The following is a 21,455-nucleotide window of genomic DNA, read 5'->3' as shown; positions in this document are numbered from 1 at the left end:
ACCTCTTGGAAGGTCCTGAAATCACCGCCACCGAGGCCGTTCTCGACAACGGCCGCTTCGGCACCCGCACCATCCGCTTCGAGACCGGCCGCCTCGCGCAGCAGGCTCAGGGCGCCGTCGCCGCGTACCTCGACGGCGAGACCATGCTCCTCTCGGCCACCAGCGCAGGCAAGCACCCGCGCGAGGGCTTCGACTTCTTCCCGCTGACGGTCGATGTCGAGGAGCGTTCCTACGCTGCCGGCAAGATCCCCGGTTCGTTCTTCCGTCGCGAGGGCCGCCCCTCCACCGAGGCGATCCTGGTCTGCCGTCTGATCGACCGCCCGCTGCGTCCGTCGTTCGTCGACGGCCTGCGCAACGAGGTCCAGATCGTCATCACCGTCCTGTCGATCGCACCGGGCGAGTTCTACGACGCTCTCGCGATCAACGCCGCTTCCGCGTCGACGCAGATCTCGGGTCTGCCGTTCTCGGGTCCCGTCGCCGGTGTGCGTCTCGCGTTCATCCCCGGCCAGGGCGAGCACGCCGACCAGTGGGTCGCGTTCCCGACCGCCGAGCAGGTCTCGGAGGCCGTGTTCGACCTGATCGTCGCCGGTCGCGTCGTGACCAAGGCCGATGGCACGGAAGACGTCGCCATCATGATGGTCGAGGCCGAGGCCACCGAGCACAGCTGGAACCTGATCAAGGCCGGCGCCACCAAGCCGAACGAGGATGTCGTGGCCCAGGGCCTCGAGGCCTCGAAGCCCTTCATCGCGCAGCTCGTCAAGGCTCAGGCTGAACTCGCAGCGACCGCCTCGAAGGAGCCGGGCGTGTACCCGGTCTTCCCCGCGTACAGCGACGAGGTCTACAGCTTCGTCTCGGAGCGCGCATTCGCCGAACTCAGCGACGTGTACCAGATCGCGGACAAGGTCGAGCGTCAGACCGCTGACGATGCGATCAAGGACCGCGTCAAGGCGGAGTTGATCGAGGCCACCGAGGCGGGTTCGCTCCCGGCCGCGGCGCCGCTCGAGTTCTCCGCCGCGTACAAGTCCGTCACGAAGAAGATCGTGCGCGGACGCATCCTCACCGAGGGCGCCCGCATCGACGGTCGTGGTCTGGCGGACATTCGTCCGCTCGACGCCGAGGTGCAGGTCATCCCGCGCGTGCACGGCTCCGCGATCTTCCAGCGCGGCGAGACCCAGATCCTCGGCGTCACCACGCTGAACATGCTCAAGATGGAGCAGCAGATCGACTCGCTGTCGCCTGTGACGAGCAAGCGCTACATGCACCACTACAACTTCCCGCCCTACTCGACCGGTGAGACCGGCCGTGTCGGTTCGCCGAAGCGTCGCGAGATCGGGCACGGCTTCCTGGCCGAGCGCGCCCTCGTGCCGGTGCTGCCGAGCCGCGAGGAGTTCCCGTACGTGATCCGTCAGGTCTCCGAGGCGCTGAGCTCCAACGGCTCCACCTCGATGGGCTCGGTCTGCGCGTCGACCCTGTCGCTGCTGAACGCGGGTGTGCCGCTGCGCGCCCCCGTCGCCGGCATCGCGATGGGCCTCGTCTCCGACGAGGTCGACGGCGAGACCCGCTACGCGGCTCTGACCGACATCCTGGGTGCGGAAGACGCTCTCGGTGACATGGACTTCAAGGTCGCCGGTACCAGCGAGTTCGTCACGGCGATCCAGCTCGACACGAAGCTCGACGGCATCCCGTCGTCTGTGCTCGCCGGCGCGCTGACCCAGGCCCGTGAGGCTCGTCTGACGATCCTCAACGTCCTGAACGCCGCGATCGACGCTCCGGACGAGATGGCGCCCACCGCGCCTCGCGTCATCAGCGTGCAGATCCCGGTCGACAAGATCGGCGAGCTGATCGGCCCGAAGGGCAAGACGATCAACGCGATCCAGGACGAGACCGGTGCGCAGATCTCCATCGAGGAGGACGGCACCGTCTACATCGGCGCGACCGACGGCCCCTCGGCCGAGGCCGCCCGCGCCCAGGTCAACGCGATCGCTAACCCCACGAACCCGGAGGTCGGGGAGCAGTTCCTCGGCACCGTCGTGAAGATCGCCACCTTCGGTGCGTTCGTCTCGCTGCTCCCGGGCAAGGATGGCCTCCTGCACGTCACCGAGGTGCGCAAGCTCGCCGGTGGCAAGCGGGTCGAGAACGTCGACGACGTGCTCTCGGTCGGCCAGAAGATCCTCGTGAAGATCACGAAGATCGACGACCGCGGCAAGCTCTCGCTCGAGCCCGTCCTGGACGACGCTCCTGCCGCTGACGCAGCACCCGCCGAGGACGCTGCAGCCGAGTAAGCGCAGCGTTCCAACGGAACCCGGGTCTCTCCGTCAGGGAGGGGCCCGGGTTCTGCGCTGTCACGGTGTGACCAAATCGTTATCGGGCGTTTCCGCGCCGTTCCCCGGATTGGTCAGGACGTTCGCTGAATTCGCTTACCCTCGAAGTACGCACCGGGGGGTGCAGATCGAGCAGGTACGCAGGTCGGCACGCACCGATCGACGCGGGGGTGAGAGAGTATGCGGTTGTTCAGCGTAGGCGCAGGAGCGTCTGAGGAACGTGCCCAGCAGGGCATCGCCGAGCATCCCTCTGCGCCCATCCCGATCGTCGGGCCAGGGATAGGGGAGACGATCCGAACCGCTCTCGGCGAGACCGGCTACGAGACGTTCCCGTTGATGCTGGGAGCTGCGGAGTTCGGCTGGAACGTCGACCTCGAGACCAGCCACGGCATCCTCGACCGCTACGTGGAGTTCGGCGGAAACGCGATCCACACGGCTGACGGCTTCTCCGGGGGTCGCAGCGAGCACATCATCGGGCAGTGGCTGCGTTCACGCGGCCAGCGCGACCGCAGCATCGTGAGTGTGCGCATCGGGGCCCACGCCGACAACCCCGGTCTGGGCTCGGTCAATCTCGTCCGCGCGGTGGAGGGGTCCCTGACGCGTCTCGACGTGGATCGCATCGATGTCGTCTACCTCGACGCCACCCTCGATGCGACCACGAACCTCGAAGACACGTTGGCGACCGTCGAATGGTTGATGGAGGCCGGAAAGATCGGTGCGCTCGGTGCGTTCGGGTTCGCGCCGGAGCGACTCGTCGAGGCGCGCATCCTTGCGTCGGCCGGCTACCCGCGCATCAAGGTGATCGATGCGCCGTACAACCTCGTCCGTCGTCAGCCGTTCGAGGGTGATCTCCGGCTCGTCGCGGGTGCGCAGAACCTCGCGGTCACGCCATCGCACGCGCTCGAGCACGGCTTTCTCTCCGGGCGCCACCGCAGCAAGGCGCTCACCTCGCGCGGCGTGCGGGGCGAGCAGCTGCGAGGGCATCTCAACCGCCGGGGCATCAAGATCCTGCGCGCTCTCGATCAGGTCGCCGACGAGGTGAGCGCTCCGGTCGCGGCGGTGTCCGTGGCTTGGTTGCTCGCCCAGCGCACGGTCGCCGCGCCGATCGTCAACGCCTTCGCCAGCGATCACGTCGATGAGCTCATGCAGGGAGCGGGCGTCTCGCTTTCGCGCAGCCAGGTCGCCGAGCTCACCCGGGCGGGAAACTGAGTATCCCTTCACCCGTGACATAGGGTGGAAGGGAGGCCCGGCGGATGCTGGCGATGAAGCGAGCGAGTTGTGACGCACTACATATATCTGGTCAGACACGGTGAACATCAGGATGCCGAGCATGGTCTCGCCGACGGACCCCTCTCTCCGAGAGGCCAGCGTCAGGCGGAACTGATCGCCGACCGTCTGTCGGGGCTTCCTCTCGATGCCGTCTGGCATTCACCGTTGCTGCGCGCGAACGAGACGGCGCGGGCGATCGCGGCGCGCCTTCCGTCGGTCGACCCCGAGCCGACCGCTCTGCTCTTCGATTGCGTTCCCACGGGGATGACCGAGGAGACTCCCTCGGTGTTCGAGCCGTTCTTCGGATCCGTCACCGAGGCGGAGATCGAGGCGGGGCGGGCGCAGATGTCGGATGCCGTGAACGAGTTCCTGGTGCGCAAGACCGGCGATGTGCACGAGGTGCTCATCACCCACAACTTCGTGATCTCTTGGTTCGTCCGGGAGGTGCTCTCCGCCCCCGAGTGGCGGTGGATGACCCTCAACCAGTCGCACTGCGGTCTGACGGTGATCGCGCAGAAGCAAGGGCGACCGTGGACGCTGCTCACGCACAACGACACCGGCCACCTTCCGGTGGAGCTGCGGACCGGGATCCCCGACGCGCTCCTGGTCTGAGCCACCTGCGCAGGCGCAAGATGGTGTATCCGGCCCCGCGCGCCCCGGGCCGGACGGCGTCACCCGCGAAATAGACTGGACGCATGACCACGCAGGTAGCACTCGTCGGCGGAACCGGGAAGCTCGGAACGATCATCGGTGCGGTGATCGACGAGCTCGAGGGGTTCGAGGTGAGCCGGGTGCTGACCTCATCCAGTGATCTGTCCGAACTCGACGGCGCCGACCTCGTGGTCGACGCATCGACGCCGCAGGTCAGCATCGACGTCGTCCGCGCCGCCGTCGAGCGCGGCATCAACGTGCTGGTCGCGACCTCCGGCTGGTCGGCTGAGCGCATCGCTCTGGTGCGCCCTCTCGTCGAGGCGGCGGGCACCGGCGCGGTGTTCATCCCCAACTTCTCGCTGGGATCCGTTCTGGGTTCGGCACTGGCCGCCGCGGCTGCGCCCTTCTTCGGCTCGGCCGAGATCATCGAAGCCCATCGTGAGACCAAGATCGACTCGCCGAGTGGAACCGCTGTGCGCACCGCGGAACTGATCGCTGCCGCCCGTGCCGAGCAGGGGCCGGTCAGCGCACCGCACGCCGACCAGCGCGCCCGCGGGCAGCAGGTCGGCAGCGTGCCGATCCACTCGCTGCGTCGTCCCGGTGTCGTCGCCAAACAGGAGGTCATCCTCTCCGGTCCCGGCGAATCGCTCACGTTCACGCACGACACGATCGATTCGGCGCTCGCCTATGCCCCCGGCATCCGGCTCTCGGTGCCGTTCGCGGTGCAGGCCACCGGTGTGTTCGTGGGTCTCGAGCACATGATCGACATCGGCATCCGGTCGTGATGTCGCGCATCGGCGTCGCGCTGATGGCCGCGGCGCTTCTGGTCTACCTCGCGGTGGCGATCTGGCTCGCCGTGATGTTCATCTCGGTCGGCACACCCGTGTCGATCGGTATGGGGATCACGCTCCTCGTTCTGGCGCCGATCGGAGCATGGGCGCTCATCCGCGAGATGATGTTCGGATTCGGTGCCGACCGCCTTGGGCGACTTCTCGATGCGGAAGGCGGGATGCCGCCGGTTGAGACCGAACTGACCCCCAGCGGCAGGATCGCCCGCGCCGACGCGGATCCGCTCATCGCGCGGTACGCGGCCGAAGCGGATGCGGCAGGCGAGGACTGGCGGGCGCGCTACCGGTTGGGCGTGGTGCAGGATGCGGCGGGCCGCCGCAAGGACGCCAGGGCCAGCATTCGCGAGGCCATCCGTCTCGCGCCACGCCGACCCTGACGACGCACTCAGGCGAGCGTGGCCTCGAGGGTGATCTCGATTCCGGCGAGCGCCTGCGACACCGGGCAACCGGTCTTTGCACCGTTCGCGATCTCCTGGAATGCCTCGGGCGTCAGGTTCGGGACCGTCGCGTTGACGTTGAGGTGGCTGCCGGTGATGCCGACGCCGGGCTTGAAGGTGACCGAGGCCGTCGTGTTCACGCGCTCCGGCGGGGTGCCGTTCTCGGCGAGCGCGTGCGAGAGCGCCATGCTGAAGCAGGAGGCGTGCGCGGCGGCGATGAGCTCTTCCGGGGTGGTCGTCGTGTCGCTGCCTTCGCTGCGGGCCTTCCAGTTGATCGGAAAGGTGCCGAGGTTCGACGACGAGAACGCGACGGTGCCGGATCCCTCCATGAGCGATCCGGTCCACGTGCTGGCGGCTTCGCTGGTGACGGGCATGATTCCTCCGGTTCTCGAGCTGCGGGCGCAGCGTCGACTCGTGGTCAGCCTAGCGAGCGTCCTGCCGACGCGGAACCGCGGTCAGGCGGGGGTGGCTTCGCGACCGACGACGCCCGCGCGCTGCAGCAGGAGGTAGAGCTGGCAGCCCAGGCAGAAGGCGAAGGCGGCGTTGAGGAATGCGGCGATGAATGCCGCGGACGTCGCGATCGGCAGCGCCCACGGAACACCCAGGAGGTGCAGGACGAGGCCGACACCCACGACGAAGAGCCCGACGCCCTGCGAGAACCGGGGCGGCCGCGGGTCTTCGAGCTCCGTCGGAGCGGCGAGGCGTGGACGGATCGCTGAGCGGAACAGCGTGGCCCAGGGGGCCGTCTGCGGAGAGACCAATCCCCAGAGGAACAGGAGAGCGATGACGACCGTGAGGAGGAACCCCGGGTCGAGAGCGCGCTGCAGGAGCGGGGCCGAGGAGATCGCCCACCCGGACGGAACGAATGTGGCATCGGCGAGGGGCTGGTAGGCGAACCAACCGAACGAGGCGATTCCGGTCCGGAGAGTCGAGATCCCGATCAGGGCCAGGAACGTCGCCACCAGCAGCAGGACCGCGGTGATGGCGGCGGCGAAGCGGGGGCCTCGGGGGTCGATGCCTGCGGGGGTGCTCATGGGGCGCTCCGGTCTTCCGGCTCAGACGGCGGTGAGGGCTTCGGTGAGGGCGTGCCTGGTCGGCACTCCGTGGAATCTGGCGCGGACGGCACCGGCACCGTCGACCACGAAGGTCGTGGGCGTCTGGAGCACCTTGTAGCGCGCGGAGAGATCGGGCCGGTGCGTCAGATCGACCTCCACATGGGCGAGACCGTCGTGGTCGTCGGCATACGAACCGAGCAGACGTCTCACCTGTGGGCACCGCGCGCACATCTCGGTGCTGAACTGCACGAGAGTCGCGCGGGACCCGAGCTCCGAGGTGACCGCGTCCGCCGGATCGAAGCGGAGAGCACCGCCGTCCCGCCGTCGTCCGTCTCGCCGGCGCAGCACGACGCCGATGCCCGTCGCGAGCACGAGGAGTGCTGCGGCGATACCGAGGGCGAGCGCGGGCGACATGGGTCGAGGATATGTCGTGTCGAAGCGGGATCGGGTCGATGTTTCCGACGATGACGGAGGGCCCACGCGCGGAAGCGGTTCCGCCCGAGGAGGCGAGCGTGACGGTATCGTGGCTGTCATGAGCGCAGCCGTCCCGACTCCTTATGAAGACCTGCTCCGCGACGTCCTGGAGACCGGCACGCATAAGTCCGATCGCACCGGGACGGGGACGACGAGCGTCTTCGGGCGTCAGATCCGCTTCGATCTGTCGAAGGGCTTCCCCCTCATCACCACCAAGCGCGTGCACTTCAAATCCATCGCGTACGAGCTCCTCTGGTTCCTGCAGGGTGATTCCAACGTCGGGTGGCTCCGCGAGAACGGGGTCACGATCTGGGACGAGTGGGCCGATGAATCCGGCGACCTCGGCCCGGTCTACGGGGTGCAGTGGCGTTCGTGGCCGACGCCGGACGGTGGGAGCATCGACCAGCTCTCCGACGTGATCGAGCAGATCCGACGCTCGCCCGACTCCCGTCGGCTCATCGTGTCTGCCTGGAACCCGGCCGACATCCCGGACATGGCGCTCGCGCCCTGTCACGCGCTGTTCCAGTTCTACGTCGCCGACGGCAAGCTCTCGTGTCAGCTGTATCAGCGCAGCGCCGACATGTTCCTCGGTGTGCCGTTCAACATCGCCTCCTACGCCTTGCTGACCATGATGATCGCCCAGCAGGTGGGCCTCGAGCCCGGAGACTTCGTCTGGACGGGCGGAGACTGCCACGTCTACGACAATCACGTCGATCAGGTGCGGGAGCAGCTCAGCCGTGAGCCCTACCCCTACCCGAGGCTGCGTTTCGCGCGGAAGCCCGAATCGATTCTCGACTACCGCTATGAGGACTTCCTCGTGGAGGACTATCAGCACCACGCGCCGATCAGGGCGGCGGTGGCGGTATGACCTGGGTCGGGTTGATCTGGGCCGAGGCGCACGGAGGGGTCATCGGTGCCGAGGGTGGCATGCCCTGGCACGTGCCCGAAGACCTGGCGCACTTCAAGGAGGTCACCCTCGGCGCTCCCGTGGTGATGGGGCGCAAGACCTGGGACTCGCTGCCCGAGCGATTCCGCCCGCTCGCCGGACGGGACAACATCGTGGTGACCCGGCAGCAGGACTGGTCCGAAGAGGGCGCGCGGCGTGCATCCACCGTCGCCGAGGCCGTTCGCGGACTCGACAGGGTCTGGATCATCGGTGGGGCGGAGATCTTCCGACAGGTGATCGGCGACGCCGATCGGCTGGAGGTCACCGAGCTCGATCTCGACGTCGCCGGCGATGCCTACGCACCGGCGAAGACCGGGTGGCGCCTCATCGACGAGGGGGAGTGGCTCACGTCGCGCACGGGAGTGCGGTACCGCTTCCTGGGATACGAGCGCTGATGCCCACCGCACTGATCACCGGAGCCAGCGCCGGACTGGGCGCCGAGTTCGCGCGTCAGCTCGCGCGGCGACGTGCCGACCTCGTCCTGGTGGCGAGATCAGAGGACGCGCTGGAGACGCTGGGCGCCGAACTGCGGAGCGAATACGGGGTCGCGGTCGAGATCATCCCCGCCGACCTGGCGGATGAGGCCGGCGTCGAGAAGGTCGCCGCGCGCCTGCGCGACACGGCGGACCCCATCGACCTCTTGGTGAACAACGCCGGGTTCGGTCTTCCGCTGCAGTTCGCCGACAACGACATCGACGATGAGGTGCGTCATCTCCGTGTACATGTGGAGGCGTCGATGCGGCTCATGCACGCGGCACTGCAGTCCATGCGTGGTCGTGGCGGTCGCATCATCAATGTGGCTTCCGTGGCCGGCGTCATCTCCCGGTCGACGTACTCCGCCTGCAAGGCCTGGCTCATCGGATTCAGCCGCTGGGCGAATGCCGAGTACACGCGCGACGGCGTCTCTGTCACGGCGCTGTGCCCCGGGTTCACGCACACGTCCTTCCACGAACGCATGGGGCTCGCGGTGGGCCAGGAGGGCGTTCCCGGCATCATGTGGTTGAACGCGCGGGACGTCGTGCGCGTCGGCCTGCGCGATGCCGCCCGTGGCAGGTCGGTCTCGGTGCCGTCGCTCCGGTACAAGGTGATCGTGGCGCTGACACGCCTCCTCCCGAGCACGCTCACCTCCCGCGTGGCGCGCCGAGGCCGCGTCTGACCGGCAGCGGTCATCTGATCGGCAGCGGTCAGTGGAACCTGCCGAGCAGGATCCCCGCCTTGGCGATCGCCGCGATGGTCTCTCCGTCGGTGATGTCGCCGTCGGCGATCATGCGCAGCACGTGCGCGAACGGTACCCACGAGACGGCCTGGATGCCTTCTTCGGCCTGGCTCTCGGCGGCGTCGCTCCCGTTCTCGGCGTCGTCCTCTGCGACCGGGCGCAGAGCGCGTGCGAGGAAGACGTGTTCGGTCGCCTCGGCGATCCCGTTCAGAGCGTGCATGGTGCCCAGGGCCGTCCACTCACCGGCTTCGAATCCGGTCTCCTCCCTGAGCTCGCGTCTCGCCGCGAGCAGGGGGTCTTCCCCGTCGCTGCCGCCCGCGGGGACCTCGATGGTCGTCCCCACGGTGTAGCGGTCGATCGTGACGAGACACACGCGGTCTTCCTCGTCCACGGCGACGATGAAGACCGCCGGGTGCTGCATGGTGACGACACCATAGATGCCGTCCGCGCCCGCTGGTCCCGTGACCCGGTCCTCCCGCACACGGATCCACGCGTTCTCGTACTTCGTCTCGGTGCCTCGTGTGACCCATGTCATGCTTCGAGCGTAGAACGGAGACGTCATGCGCGTCACCGCGTCCGCATGAGCGGCAGCCGAACCGATACGCTGGGTCTATGACGCACTCGGGCAACCCATTCGGACAGGTTCTCGTCGCGCTCGTCACTCCGATGACGGCCGACGGCGAAGTCGACTGGCCCGCCGTCGAGAAGCACATCGATGACGTGATCACCGCGGGAGCGGACGGCATCGTCGTGACGGGAACGACAGGTGAGACCTCGACCCTGACGGACCCCGAGAAGCTCAAGCTCGTCGAGGTCGGCAAGTCCGTCTCCGCAGGCCGCGCCAAGATCATCACCGGCGGCGGCTCGAACGAGACCGCCCACGCGATCGAGCTCTACAAAGCCAGCGAGAAGGCCGGCGCCGACGGCATCATGATCGTCACGCCGTACTACAACAAGCCGACGCAGGCCGGCATCCTCACGCACTTCCGTCTGGTCGCAGACGCGACCGATCTCCCCGTGATCCTCTATGACATCCCCGGGCGCACGGGTGTGCCGATCAAGTACGAGACGATCCTGCGTCTCGCGAAGCACCCGAATATCCTCGCCGTGAAAGACGCCAAGGGCGACTTCTCCGAGGTGAGCCGCGTGCTGAACCAGACCGATCTGATGTACTTCTCCGGCGATGACGCGAACGTGCTGCCGCACCTCGCGATCGGCGCGACCGGTCTCATCGGCGTGACGGCGAACGTCGCAGCGGCGCCGTACCGCACGATAATCGACGCGGTGAACGCCGGCGACCTCGCCACGGCGACCGCCGAGCACCAGCGCCTCGAACCGCTCGTCCGCGCGGTGATGACGCATGTTCCCGGAACCGTTGCGGCCAAGTACATCCTGCACGGACTCGGTCGCATCTCGAGCCCGCGCGTTCGCCTTCCCCTGGTCGGTCCCGAGGAATGGGAGGCTGCGCTCATCGAGGATGAGCTCGACCTCGTGCAGAACGTTCCCGGAGCCGATTTCTCGAACTTCCGACCCGACCGCAACGCGGCTGCGGGTGGTGCCCTGCCGAAGGTGCACGGCACGACGCGCTGAGTCGCGTCGCCATGAACGAACGGACGCGCGGAGTGTCCGACTGAGGAGACAGCATGTCCATTCCCCTGGTAGAACCGACCGCTCTCGACGAAGGGACGCTGCGGGTCATTCCGATCGGCGGACTCGGCGAGATCGGTCGTAACATGACCATGTTCGAGTACGACGGGAAGATCCTGATCGTCGACTGCGGTGTGCTCTTCCCCGAGGAGCACCAGCCCGGTGTCGATCTGATCCTTCCCGACTTCGAGCCCATCCGCGACCGGCTCGACGACATCGTCGGCGTGGTGCTCACGCACGGTCATGAAGACCACATCGGCGCGGTTCCGTATCTGCTCCGGCTCAAGAGCGACATCCCCCTGATCGGCTCGGGCCTCACCCTCGCATTGGTCGAGGCGAAGCTCAAAGAGCATCGGATCAAGGCCTTCACGCTCACGGTGAAAGAGGGGCAGCAGGAGCGGGTCGGTCCGTTCGACCTCGAGTTCGTCGCCGTCAACCACTCGATCCCCGATGCACTGGCCGTCGCCATCCGCACACCCGCAGGCATGGTGCTCGCCACCGGTGACTTCAAGATGGACCAGCTGCCGCTGGACGGTCGGATCACCGACCTGCGTGCGTTCGCCCGCCTCGGTGAAGAGGGCGTGGACCTGTTCCTCGTCGACTCGACGAACGCCGACGTCCCCGGCTTCACCCCGACGGAGCGCTCCATCGGTCCCGTGCTCGACCAGGTGATCGCGAAGGCGCCCCGTCGCGTCATCGTCGCGAGCTTCTCCAGCCACGTCCACCGCGTGCAGCAGGTGATCGACGCCGCGCACGCCAACGGCCGCCGTGTCGCGTTCCTCGGCCGCAGCATGGTCCGCAACATGACCATCGCCGAGCAGCTCGGCTACCTCAAGGTGCCGGACGGGGTGCTGATCGACTTCAAGAAGGCGCGCGACCTGCCGGACGAGCAGATCGTCTACATGTCGACGGGCTCCCAGGGTGAGCCGATGGCCGTGCTCAGCCGCATGGCGAACATGGACCACGCGATCGAGATCAGCGAGGGTGACACCGTCATCCTCGCCTCCAGCCTCATCCCCGGCAACGAGAACGCCGTGTACCGCGTCATCGACGGACTGACCAAGCTCGGCGCGAACGTCGTGCACAAGGCGAATGCGAAGGTGCACGTCTCCGGGCACGCCGCCGCCGGTGAGCTGATCTACTGCTACAACATCCTGAGGCCGAAGAACGTCCTCCCCGTGCACGGCGAGTATCGGCACCTGATCGCTAATGCCAAGCTCGCGCAGGACACCGGTATCTCCGAGGAGAACACGATCATCGCCTCGAACGGCACCGTGATCGACCTCAAGGACGGCGTCGCGAAGGTCACCGGGCAGCTCGACCTCGGATTCGTTTACGTCGACGGCTCCACCGTCGGAGAGATCACCGATGCCGACCTCAAGGATCGCCGCATCCTCGGCGAGGAAGGCTTCATCTCCGTGATCGTGGTCGTGGACGCCGGCACCGGACGCATCATCTCCGGTCCCGAGATCCACGCGCGCGGTGTCGCCGAGGACGACTCGGTGTTCGACGACGTCACGCCGAAGATCGTCGCTGCGCTCAAGGAGGCGTCGGGCAACGGCGTCCGCGACACCCACGCACTGTCGCAGGTCGTGCGACGCACGATCGGTCGCTGGGTGAACCAGCGGCTCCGTCGCCGTCCGATGATCGTGCCGCTCGTCATCGAGGCATGACGACAGGCGAGTCGTCTCGCACTCACGGGTGAGCGTCATCCCGATGTAACACCGACGTCCTATGCTCGCGTCATGTACAGGGGCTTCTCCCTTCGCAGGGCGGCGCAGACGGATGCGATGTTCCTCGGCGACATGCTCGTCGAGGCCGCCAATTGGCGCGCCGGGGGAGTGCGTCCCCGTCATGAGGTGCTGACGTCGCCCGACCATCGGCGTTACCTCGCGGGCTGGAAGCGCATGGCGGACGACGGACTGGTCGCGGCCGGCGACGACGGCACCCCGGTGGGTGCGGCCTGGTACCGGGTGCTCCCGCAGAACGATCCCGGGTTCGGTTTCATCGGCGTCGCGGTCCCGGAGCTGATCATCGGTGTGCACCCGCTCTGGCGTGCCCGAGGCGTCGGGCGGGCGCTGCTGCGCGGCGTCGTGCACCTGGCGGGCTCGCAGGGGCATGCCCGGATCAGCCTGAGCGTGGAACGGGACAACTTCGCGCGCAACCTGTATCGAGCCGAGGGTTTTGCCGTGGTGAGTCAGGGCGCGACCCACGACACGATGGCTCGCGGCACGGCGTGATCGCGCCCCTCGGATCCATGGAAAGCCGCGTCATTACGCGGAGATGTCGGCTGTTGGACGTAACGTGAGAGCATGGCCAGGAGTACCACGAAGACAGAGAGCGCGTCGACCAGCGCACCGTCGCGCCCCAAGCGGCAGACGGCTCCCAAGGCCCAGCCCGCTCGCAAGGCGCAGCCCGCTCCCAAGAAGTACATCGACGAGGCAGACAAGCCGCCGGTCGCCGTCCGGGCCTGGGTCGGGCTGGCGCACGGCGTCGGCGGACTCTTCCGCGCGTTCGGCCCCGAGACTCTCGAGAAAGACGATCGTCGCGACGGTTTTCCCTTCCTCCTCGTGCTCCTCGCCGTGCTCGGTGCGGTCAACGAGTGGTTCTTCATCGGCAACGAGGTCGCTGCGAACATCAGCGCGTATTCGGTCGGAGGGCTGATCGGGCGCGTCGCATTCGTGATGCCCGTTCTGCTGCTCCTGCTCGCCGGATGGCTGTTCCGCCACCCCTCGTCGGTTCACGACAACGGCCGCATCGGAATCGGTTTCGGATTGTTCGTCCTGACGCTCGCCGGCTTCTGCCACGTCGCGGGCGACGGCCCTCAGCCCAAGGAGGGCATGCTCGCACTGAGCGAGTCCGGCGGACTCTTCGGATGGATGCTCGGCCAGCCGCTCAGCTACCTCACCGACATCCCCGCGTACATCGTGCTGTCGCTGCTGGCGGCGCTCAGCATCCTCATCCTCACCAAGACTCCGCCGAACCGCATCGGCGCCCGTCTCGGCGATCTCTACGCCTGGATGTTCGACGCCGAGCGTCCGGAGAAGTCGACCAAAGACTCCGCGGCGATCGACGACACCGACAAGGTCGACGATCCCGACGTGCTGCCGTGGTGGCGGCGCAACAAGACCGGCCGTGAAGAGGACCCCGACGAAGGCACGCTCGGCTCCGACGACATCACCGCACTGCTCACGACCTCCGACCCGACTCCCGCCTACGATCAGGCCGTCGTCGTCGAGAACCCGTACGACGCCGCCACCGAGGTGCTGTCCGACGTGAGGTCCGTCGCCGATTCGCTCGCGGAGCAGCAGACCACGGCACTGCTCGACGACTCCTCCGACACCGGAGAGGTGCCGGAGCTTCCCGGCCTCGACGGCTTCGGCACCGAGGGGCCAGGCGACCGCGGGCCGCAGGCGCCCGTGACGCCGTACATCCTGCCCTCTCCCGGTCTTCTGGTCGAAGGGCCGCCTCCGGTGATGCGCTCCGAGGCCACCGACAAGGTGATCGAGCAGATCACCAGTGTGCTGTCTCAGTTCAAGGTGGATGCGAAGGTCACCGGCTTCTCGCGCGGCCCGACGGTCACCCAGTACGAGGTCGAGGTCGGCCACGGCGTCAAGGTCGAGAAGATCCTGCAGCTGAGCAACAACTTCGCCTACGCGGTCGCCTCGAACGACGTCCGCATCCTCTCGCCGATCCCGGGCAAGAGCGCGATCGGCATCGAGATTCCCAACGCCGACAAGGAGATGGTCGCACTCGGCGACGTGCTGCGTTCGCCCGCCGCGCAGAAGAGCACGCATCCGATGACGATCGGCGTGGGCAAGGACGTCGGCGGCAACATCGTCATCGCGAACCTCGCGAAGATGCCGCATCTCCTGGTGGCAGGTTCCACCGGCTCCGGTAAGTCGAGCTTCGTGAACTCCATGATCACCAGCCTGCTGATGCGGGCGCGGCCCGCCGATGTGCGCATGGTCCTCATCGACCCGAAGCGCGTGGAGCTCACCAGCTACGCCGGTGTCCCGCACCTGATCACGCCCATCATCACGAACCCCAAGAAGGCGGCCGAAGCGCTGCAGTGGGTCGTGAAGGAGATGGACATGAGGTACGACGACCTCGCGTCTTTCGGCTTCCGTCATATCGACGACTTCAACCGTGCCGTGCGCGCCGGGGAGGTCGAGCTGCCGGTGGGCAGCGAGCGCGTTCTGAAGCCGTACCCGTACCTCCTGGTCGTGGTCGACGAGCTCGCCGACCTCATGATGGTCGCCCCTCGCGACGTGGAGGACTCGATCGTGCGCATCACGCAGCTCGCGCGAGCCTCCGGCATCCACCTCGTCCTCGCGACCCAGCGGCCGAGCGTCGACGTCGTCACCGGACTCATCAAGGCGAACGTCCCGTCTCGACTGGCCTTCGCCGTCACCAGTGTCACCGACAGCCGCGTCATCCTCGATAGCCCCGGGGCGGACAAGCTCATCGGTCAGGGTGACGCGCTGTTCTCGCCGATGGGCTCGTCGAAGCCGTTCCGTCTGCAGGGCGCGTGGGTCGACGAGAAGGAGATCGACGCGGTCGTCAAGCACGTCACCCGCCAGGCTCGTCCGGACTATCGTCCCGACGTGCAGGAGGCGATGGAGCCGACCAAGAAGAAGGAAGTCGACGAAGACATCGGCGACGACCTGGAACTGCTGCTCGCGGCTGCCGAGCTCATCGTCTCGTCGCAGTTCGGATCGACCTCGATGCTCCAGCGCAAGCTGCGGGTCGGCTTCGCGAAGGCCGGTCGCCTCATGGACCTGCTGGAGTCACGTGAGATCGTCGGCCCGTCCGAGGGCTCCAAGGCGCGCGACGTGCTGGCCACGGCCGAGCAGCTCCCACAGGTGATGGCGAAGCTGCGCGGTGACGACGTTCCGACGTCGCCGCCCGCTTCCGCCGCCCCTGTCGCTCCGCCGGTGCCACCCCTGCCCCAGACGCACGATCCGGTCGCTGCCCAGTATGAGGGGCTTCCCGAGGTGGAGGCCGAGGGCGACGAAGACGCCTGGGGCCTGACGGGACGCGACTGATGGCCATCCCGCGGCAGCTGCCCAACGCCATCACCGTCGCGCGCATCCCGCTGGCGGTCGTCTTCTTCGTCCTGTTGCTGCTGGGCGGAACCTACGGCCTCGCCGAGCCCGGCCTCCGGTGGGCGGCCGCGGTCATCTTCATCGTGGGGATCTCCACGGACTGGGTCGACGGCTACCTCGCGCGCAAGTACGACATCGTCAGCGATTTCGGCAAGCTCTGGGATCCCATCGCCGACAAGATGCTCACGGGGGCCGGGTTCATCGGACTCGCCATCCTCGGCGAGGTCGGCTGGTGGATCGTCGCCCTCATCCTCGTGCGCGAGTGGGGGATCACAATCCACCGGCTCATGGTCGCCAGCGAGCATGTCGTCGCTGCGGCCTGGATGGGCAAGATCAAGACGGCGTTCCAAGGTGTGGCGCTCGGCTGGGCGTTGCTTCCGCTGCACTATTTCGTCGGTCTCGACGCATGGACGTTGATCACCTTCATCCTCATGCTCATCGTCCTGGTGCTCACGGTCGCGAGCGGTATCGACTACATCGTGGCGCAGGTCCGCGGCTCGCGCCGGAAGTCGTGAGCGACGCGGCTGCTGCCGTCCTTGCGGCGCTGGGTCGACGGGGATGGACGCTCGGAGTCGCGGAGTCGCTGAGCGGCGGCGCCCTGTGCGCCGACCTGGTCTCGGTTCCCGGCGCGTCCACGGTGCTGCTCGGCGGGGTGGTGGCGTACGCGACGCCGGTGAAGGCGTCGGTGTTGGGCGTCGACGCGGACCTTCTCGCCGTGCACGGGCCGGTGCATCCGCAGGTCGCGCTGCAGATGGCAGACGGAGTGAGGAGTGTCGTGAGCGTCGGTGGCTCGCCGGCCGATGTCGGGGTGTCGACGACGGGAATCGCCGGTCCGGATTCCCCCGACGGGCAACCGGTCGGCACGGTGCACATCGGCGTGGCGACGCCGGCGGCGATGAGGACGACGGCCTTCCGTTTCCTCGGAGATCGCGACTCGATCCGCGCGCAGACGGTCGCGGCAGCGCTCGAAGAACTGTGCGCGATGCTGGCGGAATAGCAGGACCGCCGGGGTGGTTATCTCTGATGTGCTCACACTTAAACCACAGAGTGCAGGGGTAGATTCTGTGCATGCCAGGGGTACTAGACTGGCTGTCTCATCGGGGGAGACCTCGAACGATCACATGGGGAGGAGGTTCCGATGATTCTTGTACGACAGGAAATCGGCGATGTGCTGAGGGACTTCCGCCTGCAGAAGGGGCGCACGCTCCGGCAGGTCGCAAGCAAGGCGTCGGTTGCGCTCGGCTACCTCAGCGAGGTCGAGCGTGGGCAGAAGGAGGCGTCGAGCGAGATCCTCGCTTCCGTCGCCGACGCGCTCGACGTTCCCATTTCGACGATCATGCGCGAGGTCGGAGACCGCATCTCGGTGCTCGAGGGCATCCAGGTCTTCCCGGACGTCGTTCCCGACGACCTCGTCGCGTCGATCGAACCTCAGCTTTCGCTGCACTGATCCCCGGTCGGGGAAGCCATGCGTCGTAGTGAGTTCCTTCGCGCCGTCGAGACCGAGTTTCAGGCGCGCGCGTCCTCTCTGGTGAACGACCTGACGCTCAGCGCTGTCGGCGGTCGAACCGCGCTCGAGGCGCTGGCCGAGGGAACCCCACCACGCGACATCTGGTTGGCGTTGTGCGTCGAGATGGACGTTCCGGAGAACAGGCGACACGGCGTCGGTCGGCAGGAGCCGCGCGGACGCTGAGTCGTTCGTCGATCTCCGATGCCTACGGGAAACGACCTGAGATTCACGGCGTGTCGTCGAAGATCTGTTCGAAGCGGGCGTAGTCTTCTGCACAAGTGGTTCAGGGAATCTGTTCTGCACGGTATGTGAGCTCTCCGCGTCGATGTCGGTGGCCTCTCCTACGGTGGAAAACAAGCCGAAGAGCCATTACGCCTTGTCGGAGAGTTTCTCCCAGCCGGGAGAGCCGCGACAGCCTACAGGCGGCATCACGCGCGCAGAAGGAGCACATCATGCCATCACCCGCCGACCGCGAGAAGTCCCTCGAGACCGCCCTCGCCCAGATCGATCGCCAGTTCGGAAAGGGCTCGGTCATGCGGCTGGGCAGCGATGAGCGCGCCCCCGTGGCGGTCATCCCCACCGGCTCCATCGCCCTCGACGTCGCTCTCGGCGTCGGAGGCCTCCCGCGTGGTCGAATCGTCGAGATCTACGGACCGGAGTCCTCGGGTAAGACGACCCTCACCCTGCATGCGATCGCGAACGCTCAGCGCGCAGGCGGAATCGCCGCGTTCATCGACGCCGAACACGCGCTCGACCCCGACTACGCCGCGAAGCTCGGCGTCGACATCGACGCGCTCCTGGTGTCGCAGCCTGACACCGGTGAGCAGGCCCTCGAGATCGCCGACATGCTCGTGCGCTCGGGAGCCATCGACCTCATCGTCATCGACTCCGTGGCGGCGCTCGTGCCCCGCGCCGAGATCGAGGGCGAGATGGGCGACTCGCACGTCGGTCTGCAGGCGCGACTCATGTCGCAGGCGCTGCGTAAGCTCACCGGTGGCCTGAACCAGACCAACACGACGATGATCTTCATCAACCAGCTTCGCGAGAAGATCGGCGTCTTCTTCGGCTCGCCCGAGACGACCGCCGGTGGTAAGGCGCTGAAGTTCTACGCCTCGGTCCGCATGGACATCCGTCGTATCGAGACCCTCAAGGACGGAACCGACGCCGTCGGAAACCGCACCAGGGTCAAGGTGGTCAAGAACAAGATGGCGCCGCCGTTCAAGCAGGCCGAGTTCGACATCCTCTACGGCGTCGGCATCTCCCGTGAGGGCAGCCTGATCGACTTCGGCGTCGAGCACGCCATCGTGAAGAAGTCGGGCTCGTGGTACACCTACGACGGCGACCAGCTGGGCCAGGGCAAAGAGAACGCGCGCACCTTCCTGTTGAACAACCCCGATATCGCGCTGGCGATCGAGACGCAGATCAAGCAGAAGCTCGGTATCGGCGGCCCCGCTTCGGTGCCGGCAGCTGCAGACGAGCTCGCTGAGCGTCGTCCGGCCTGATGAACGACACGCGTGGGGGCGATCCCGACCGGATCGCCCCCATCATCCCCCTCTTCGGCGGTGGGTCGAAGAAGCAAACGCATACGCCGCCGCCTCGCCTGGCGGAAGGCGACGACCAGTCGACCGACGATCCCCGCGCCAGCGACGCGGCGCTCTGGCGCACGACCTGGGATGCCCCTCCGGACAGTGCGTCGCACATCGACGCGTCCGACGCGGGTACTCCCAGCGATCGTCATCCCGCGCGGGGGATCAGGGGCAGTTCCGCCACAGCGTCGACGCGCCCGACGAAGTCCGCTCCTCACCTTCGCGCACTCGGCGGCGGAAAGAGCGACGATGCCGGCGCCGACGAGAAGGCATCGCCGGACGAGGTGCGTGTGGCCGCGGAGGAGTCTCTCGTCCGTAAGCTGCGGGCGCGATCGCTGTCCATCTCGGAGGCCCGACAGGTCCTGCGAGGCGTCGGCCTCGACGGTGCGGTCGTCGACGAGGTGATCGATGACTTCTCCCGTCGCGGCTATCTCGACGACGCCGCCCTCGCCGCCGTGCTGGTGACATCGGGCGTCGAGCGGAAGGGACAGGGACGGGTCGCGATGTCTCGCGCACTCGCGCAGCGCGGCATTCCGCGCGATGTGATCGACGGTGCTCTCGATGAGTTGCCGGACGACGATGACGATCGCGCGCTCGAGTTCGCTCGCGGCAAGGTGCGGTCGATGAGCCGGCTCGATCACGACACGGCTCTGCGGCGGTTGGTGGGCCAGCTCTCACGACGCGGCTACAACGGAGCCGTGGCGATGAAAGCTGCGAAGGCTGCGCTGCGGGAGAACTCCTTCGGAGGTTCCACGTCCGGGGTCCGATTCGTCGACTCGGACTGATGCCGGGACGCCGCGACAGCTCAGCGACGGCTCGTACAATGGGGGATCATGACTATCCCGCGCAGCGAACCGACGATCATCGGCGCGTCGTCGGCAGCCGTCGACGACGACGGACGACAGCGATCGTATGAAGTGCGCACCTTCGGGTGCCAGATGAACGTGCACGACTCCGAGCGGCTTTCGGGCTCGTTGGAGAGCGCCGGTTATGTGAGAGCCGTCGATGGTGACGAGGCCGACGTGGTGATCATCAACACCTGTGCCGTCCGCGACAACGCGGCAGGCAAGCTGTACGGCACCCTCGGGCACCTCGCTTCCGTCAAGCGTCGCAAGGAAGGCATGCAGATCGCCGTCGGCGGCTGCCTGGCGCAGATGGACAAGCAGGCCGTGCTCGACAAGGCGCCCTGGGTCGACGTGGTGTTCGGCACGCATAACATGGGCTCATTGCCGGGTCTGCTCGAGCGCGCGCGACACAACGGCGATGCCGAGCTCGAGATCCTCGAGTCGCTCGAGGTCTTCCCCTCGACGCTGCCGACCAAGCGTGACTCGGCGCACAGCGGCTGGGTCTCGATCTCGGTCGGCTGCAACAACACCTGCACCTTCTGCATCGTTCCGAGCCTGCGCGGCAAAGAGAAGGATCGTCGCCCCGGCGACATCCTGAACGAGATTCGTCTCCTGGTCGAAGACGGCGCGATCGAGGTCACGCTTCTCGGCCAGAACGTCAACTCCTACGGGGTCGAGTTCGGTGACCGTCAGGCCTTCGGCAAGCTCCTGCGCGCGGCCGGCGACATCGAGGGGCTGGAACGGATCCGGTTCACGAGCCCCCACCCCGCGGCGTTCACCGATGACGTGATCGACGCCATGGCAGAGACGCCGAACGTGATGCCGCAGTTGCACATGCCGCTCCAGTCGGGGAGCGACCGCATCCTCAAGGCGATGCGCCGCTCCTACCGGAGTGAGCGTTTCCTCGGGATCCTCGAGCGGGTTCGTGCCCGCATCCCGAATGCCGCCATCACCACGGACATCATCGTCGGGTTCCCCGGTGAGACCGAGGACGACTTCGAGGACACGATGCGGGTGGTCGAGCAGGCGCGTTTCTCCAGCGCGTTCACCTTCCAGTACTCGATCCGCGAGGGCACACCCGCGGCGACGATGGAGGATCAGGTCCCCAAGGAGATCGTGCAGGCCCGCTACAACCGCCTGATCGCTCTGCAGGAACGTATCTCGCTGGAGGAGAACCAGAAGCAGGTCGGCCGTGAGATCGACGTGCTGGTCTCGACCGGCGAAGGCAAGAAGGATACCGAGACACACCGCCTCACGGGACGCGCCGAAGACAATAGGTTGGTGCACTTCGAGGTGACCCCGGGGTCCGAGCTGCCTCGCCCCGGAGACGTGGTCACCGTCACCGTGACACACGGCGCCCCGTTCCATCTGCTCGCCGACGATCCGACGGGCGCGCCCCTGAAGATCCGTCGGACCCGCGGCGGCGACGCGTGGGATCGATCGCAGTCGGAATCGTGCGCAGTCCCCGCCTCTGTCGGCGACGGTGCGCCGAAGGCCGTGTCGCTCGGTCTGCCCACGCTGCGCGTGGGCGTGTGACCGGACGGA

23 protein-coding genes are annotated in these 21,455 nt (G+C 67.2%); 19 read left to right on the top strand and 4 right to left on the bottom strand.

The genetic code is table 11. The annotated features are described in order from the left end of the window. Nucleotides 1-5 precede the first annotated feature (5 nt). The 5 genes from ABDC25_RS10150 to ABDC25_RS10130 all read left to right on the top strand — a co-directional run bounded on the left by ABDC25_RS10150 (nt 6) and on the right by ABDC25_RS10130 (nt 5,466). The gene (locus ABDC25_RS10150) at nt 6-2,282 is read left to right on the top strand and encodes a polyribonucleotide nucleotidyltransferase (RefSeq protein ID WP_347122825.1); all 2,277 of its coding nucleotides are present in this window, start codon (nt 6-8) and stop codon (nt 2,280-2,282) included. Nucleotides 2,283-2,501: 219 nt separating this feature from the next. Then, entirely contained in the window at nt 2,502-3,530 is a 1,029-nt protein-coding gene (locus ABDC25_RS10145) for an aldo/keto reductase (protein ID WP_021198620.1), read from the top strand. Between the two features lie 69 nt (nt 3,531-3,599). Beyond that, the gene (locus tag ABDC25_RS10140; RefSeq protein WP_021198621.1) at nt 3,600-4,202 is read left to right on the top strand and encodes a histidine phosphatase family protein; all 603 of its coding nucleotides are present in this window, start codon (nt 3,600-3,602) and stop codon (nt 4,200-4,202) included. Nucleotides 4,203-4,285: 83 nt separating this feature from the next. Beyond that, nucleotides 4,286-5,026: a 4-hydroxy-tetrahydrodipicolinate reductase gene (dapB, locus tag ABDC25_RS10135; RefSeq protein WP_021198622.1), complete on the top strand. Its 741-nt coding sequence runs from the start codon at nt 4,286-4,288 to the stop codon at nt 5,024-5,026. Then, complete coding sequence (locus ABDC25_RS10130) at nt 5,026-5,466, top strand: hypothetical protein (RefSeq protein ID WP_021198623.1); 441 nt, start codon at nt 5,026-5,028, stop codon at nt 5,464-5,466. The genes dapB and ABDC25_RS10130 overlap by 1 nt, the downstream gene beginning before the upstream one ends. An 8-nt stretch (nt 5,467-5,474) precedes the next feature. Here ABDC25_RS10130 and ABDC25_RS10125 read toward each other — a convergent pair whose 3' ends face one another. From ABDC25_RS10125 to ABDC25_RS10115, 3 genes are all read right to left on the bottom strand, one after another. Next, nucleotides 5,475-5,900, bottom strand: a complete 426-nt coding sequence (locus ABDC25_RS10125; RefSeq protein WP_021198624.1) for an OsmC family peroxiredoxin — start codon at nt 5,898-5,900, stop codon at nt 5,475-5,477. An 81-nt stretch (nt 5,901-5,981) separates the two neighbouring features. Beyond that, a complete protein-coding gene (locus ABDC25_RS10120) occupies nt 5,982-6,560 on the bottom strand; it encodes a DUF4395 family protein (RefSeq protein WP_029259012.1) in 579 nt (192 codons plus the stop codon). A 21-nt stretch (nt 6,561-6,581) separates the two neighbouring features. Then, complete coding sequence (locus ABDC25_RS10115) at nt 6,582-6,995, bottom strand: thioredoxin family protein (RefSeq protein ID WP_021198626.1); 414 nt, start codon at nt 6,993-6,995, stop codon at nt 6,582-6,584. A gap of 118 nt (nt 6,996-7,113) precedes the next feature. Between ABDC25_RS10115 and ABDC25_RS10110 the strand changes: the two genes are divergently transcribed. Genes ABDC25_RS10110 through ABDC25_RS10100 form a run of 3 tightly spaced genes read left to right on the top strand, consistent with a single transcriptional unit; the run spans nt 7,114 to nt 9,157 of the window. Beyond that, complete coding sequence (locus ABDC25_RS10110) at nt 7,114-7,923, top strand: thymidylate synthase (protein WP_347122821.1); 810 nt, start codon at nt 7,114-7,116, stop codon at nt 7,921-7,923. After that, nucleotides 7,920-8,396, top strand: coding sequence for a dihydrofolate reductase (locus ABDC25_RS10105; RefSeq protein ID WP_029259015.1), 477 nt, complete (start codon nt 7,920-7,922; stop codon nt 8,394-8,396). The genes ABDC25_RS10110 and ABDC25_RS10105 overlap by 4 nt, the downstream gene beginning before the upstream one ends. Further along, on the top strand, nt 8,396-9,157 hold the full coding sequence (locus tag ABDC25_RS10100; RefSeq protein ID WP_347122819.1) for an SDR family oxidoreductase: 762 nt from the start codon (nt 8,396-8,398) through the stop codon (nt 9,155-9,157). The genes ABDC25_RS10105 and ABDC25_RS10100 overlap by 1 nt, the downstream gene beginning before the upstream one ends. Nucleotides 9,158-9,185: 28 nt before the next feature. Here ABDC25_RS10100 and ABDC25_RS10095 read toward each other — a convergent pair whose 3' ends face one another. Continuing rightward, nucleotides 9,186-9,752, bottom strand: a complete 567-nt coding sequence (locus tag ABDC25_RS10095; protein WP_315068229.1) for an NUDIX hydrolase — start codon at nt 9,750-9,752, stop codon at nt 9,186-9,188. Between the two features lie 77 nt (nt 9,753-9,829). Here ABDC25_RS10095 and dapA point away from each other — a divergent pair, with 77 nt between their 5' ends. The 11 genes from dapA to miaB all read left to right on the top strand — a co-directional run bounded on the left by dapA (nt 9,830) and on the right by miaB (nt 21,446). Continuing rightward, a complete protein-coding gene (dapA, locus tag ABDC25_RS10090; RefSeq protein ID WP_021198631.1) occupies nt 9,830-10,807 on the top strand; it encodes a 4-hydroxy-tetrahydrodipicolinate synthase in 978 nt (325 codons plus the stop codon). Nucleotides 10,808-10,860: 53 nt separating this feature from the next. After that, complete coding sequence (locus ABDC25_RS10085) at nt 10,861-12,537, top strand: ribonuclease J (RefSeq protein WP_021198632.1); 1,677 nt, start codon at nt 10,861-10,863, stop codon at nt 12,535-12,537. A gap of 72 nt (nt 12,538-12,609) precedes the next feature. Then, entirely contained in the window at nt 12,610-13,104 is a 495-nt protein-coding gene (locus ABDC25_RS10080) for a GNAT family N-acetyltransferase (RefSeq protein WP_347122816.1), read from the top strand. Nucleotides 13,105-13,176: 72 nt separating this feature from the next. Next, on the top strand, nt 13,177-15,912 hold the full coding sequence (locus tag ABDC25_RS10075; RefSeq protein ID WP_021198634.1) for a DNA translocase FtsK: 2,736 nt from the start codon (nt 13,177-13,179) through the stop codon (nt 15,910-15,912). After that, nucleotides 15,912-16,487 (top strand): CDP-diacylglycerol--glycerol-3-phosphate 3-phosphatidyltransferase, encoded by a 576-nt coding sequence (gene pgsA, locus ABDC25_RS10070; protein WP_021198635.1) that lies wholly within the window; start codon nt 15,912-15,914, stop codon nt 16,485-16,487. The genes ABDC25_RS10075 and pgsA overlap by 1 nt, the downstream gene beginning before the upstream one ends. Next, nucleotides 16,484-16,969, top strand: a complete 486-nt coding sequence (locus ABDC25_RS10065; protein ID WP_315068218.1) for a CinA family protein — start codon at nt 16,484-16,486, stop codon at nt 16,967-16,969. Before pgsA ends, ABDC25_RS10065 begins: the two co-directional genes overlap by 4 nt. A 141-nt stretch (nt 16,970-17,110) precedes the next feature. Further along, nucleotides 17,111-17,419, top strand: a complete 309-nt coding sequence (locus ABDC25_RS10060) for a helix-turn-helix transcriptional regulator (RefSeq protein ID WP_017830901.1) — start codon at nt 17,111-17,113, stop codon at nt 17,417-17,419. Between the two features lie 18 nt (nt 17,420-17,437). Then, a complete protein-coding gene (locus ABDC25_RS10055) occupies nt 17,438-17,662 on the top strand; it encodes a DUF3046 domain-containing protein (protein WP_021198637.1) in 225 nt (74 codons plus the stop codon). Between the two features lie 269 nt (nt 17,663-17,931). Beyond that, nucleotides 17,932-18,981 carry a recombinase RecA gene (gene recA / locus ABDC25_RS10050; protein WP_021198638.1) on the top strand — a complete coding sequence of 350 codons (1,050 nt, stop codon included), beginning with the start codon at nt 17,932-17,934 and terminating at the stop codon, nt 18,979-18,981. Then, nucleotides 18,981-19,850, top strand: coding sequence for a regulatory protein RecX (locus tag ABDC25_RS10045; protein ID WP_347122812.1), 870 nt, complete (start codon nt 18,981-18,983; stop codon nt 19,848-19,850). The genes recA and ABDC25_RS10045 overlap by 1 nt, the downstream gene beginning before the upstream one ends. Before the next feature lie 48 nt (nt 19,851-19,898). Then, a complete protein-coding gene (gene miaB, locus ABDC25_RS10040; protein WP_029259025.1) occupies nt 19,899-21,446 on the top strand; it encodes a tRNA (N6-isopentenyl adenosine(37)-C2)-methylthiotransferase MiaB in 1,548 nt (515 codons plus the stop codon). Nucleotides 21,447-21,455 lie beyond the last annotated feature (9 nt).

It is taken from the genome of Microbacterium sp. SY138, from assembly GCF_039729145.1.
In the GTDB taxonomy this organism is placed as follows: Bacteria; Actinomycetota; Actinomycetes; order Actinomycetales; family Microbacteriaceae; genus Microbacterium; species Microbacterium maritypicum_A.
Note: the sequence above shows the minus strand (reverse complement) of the source record. Positions and strands in the feature narration are given on the sequence as shown.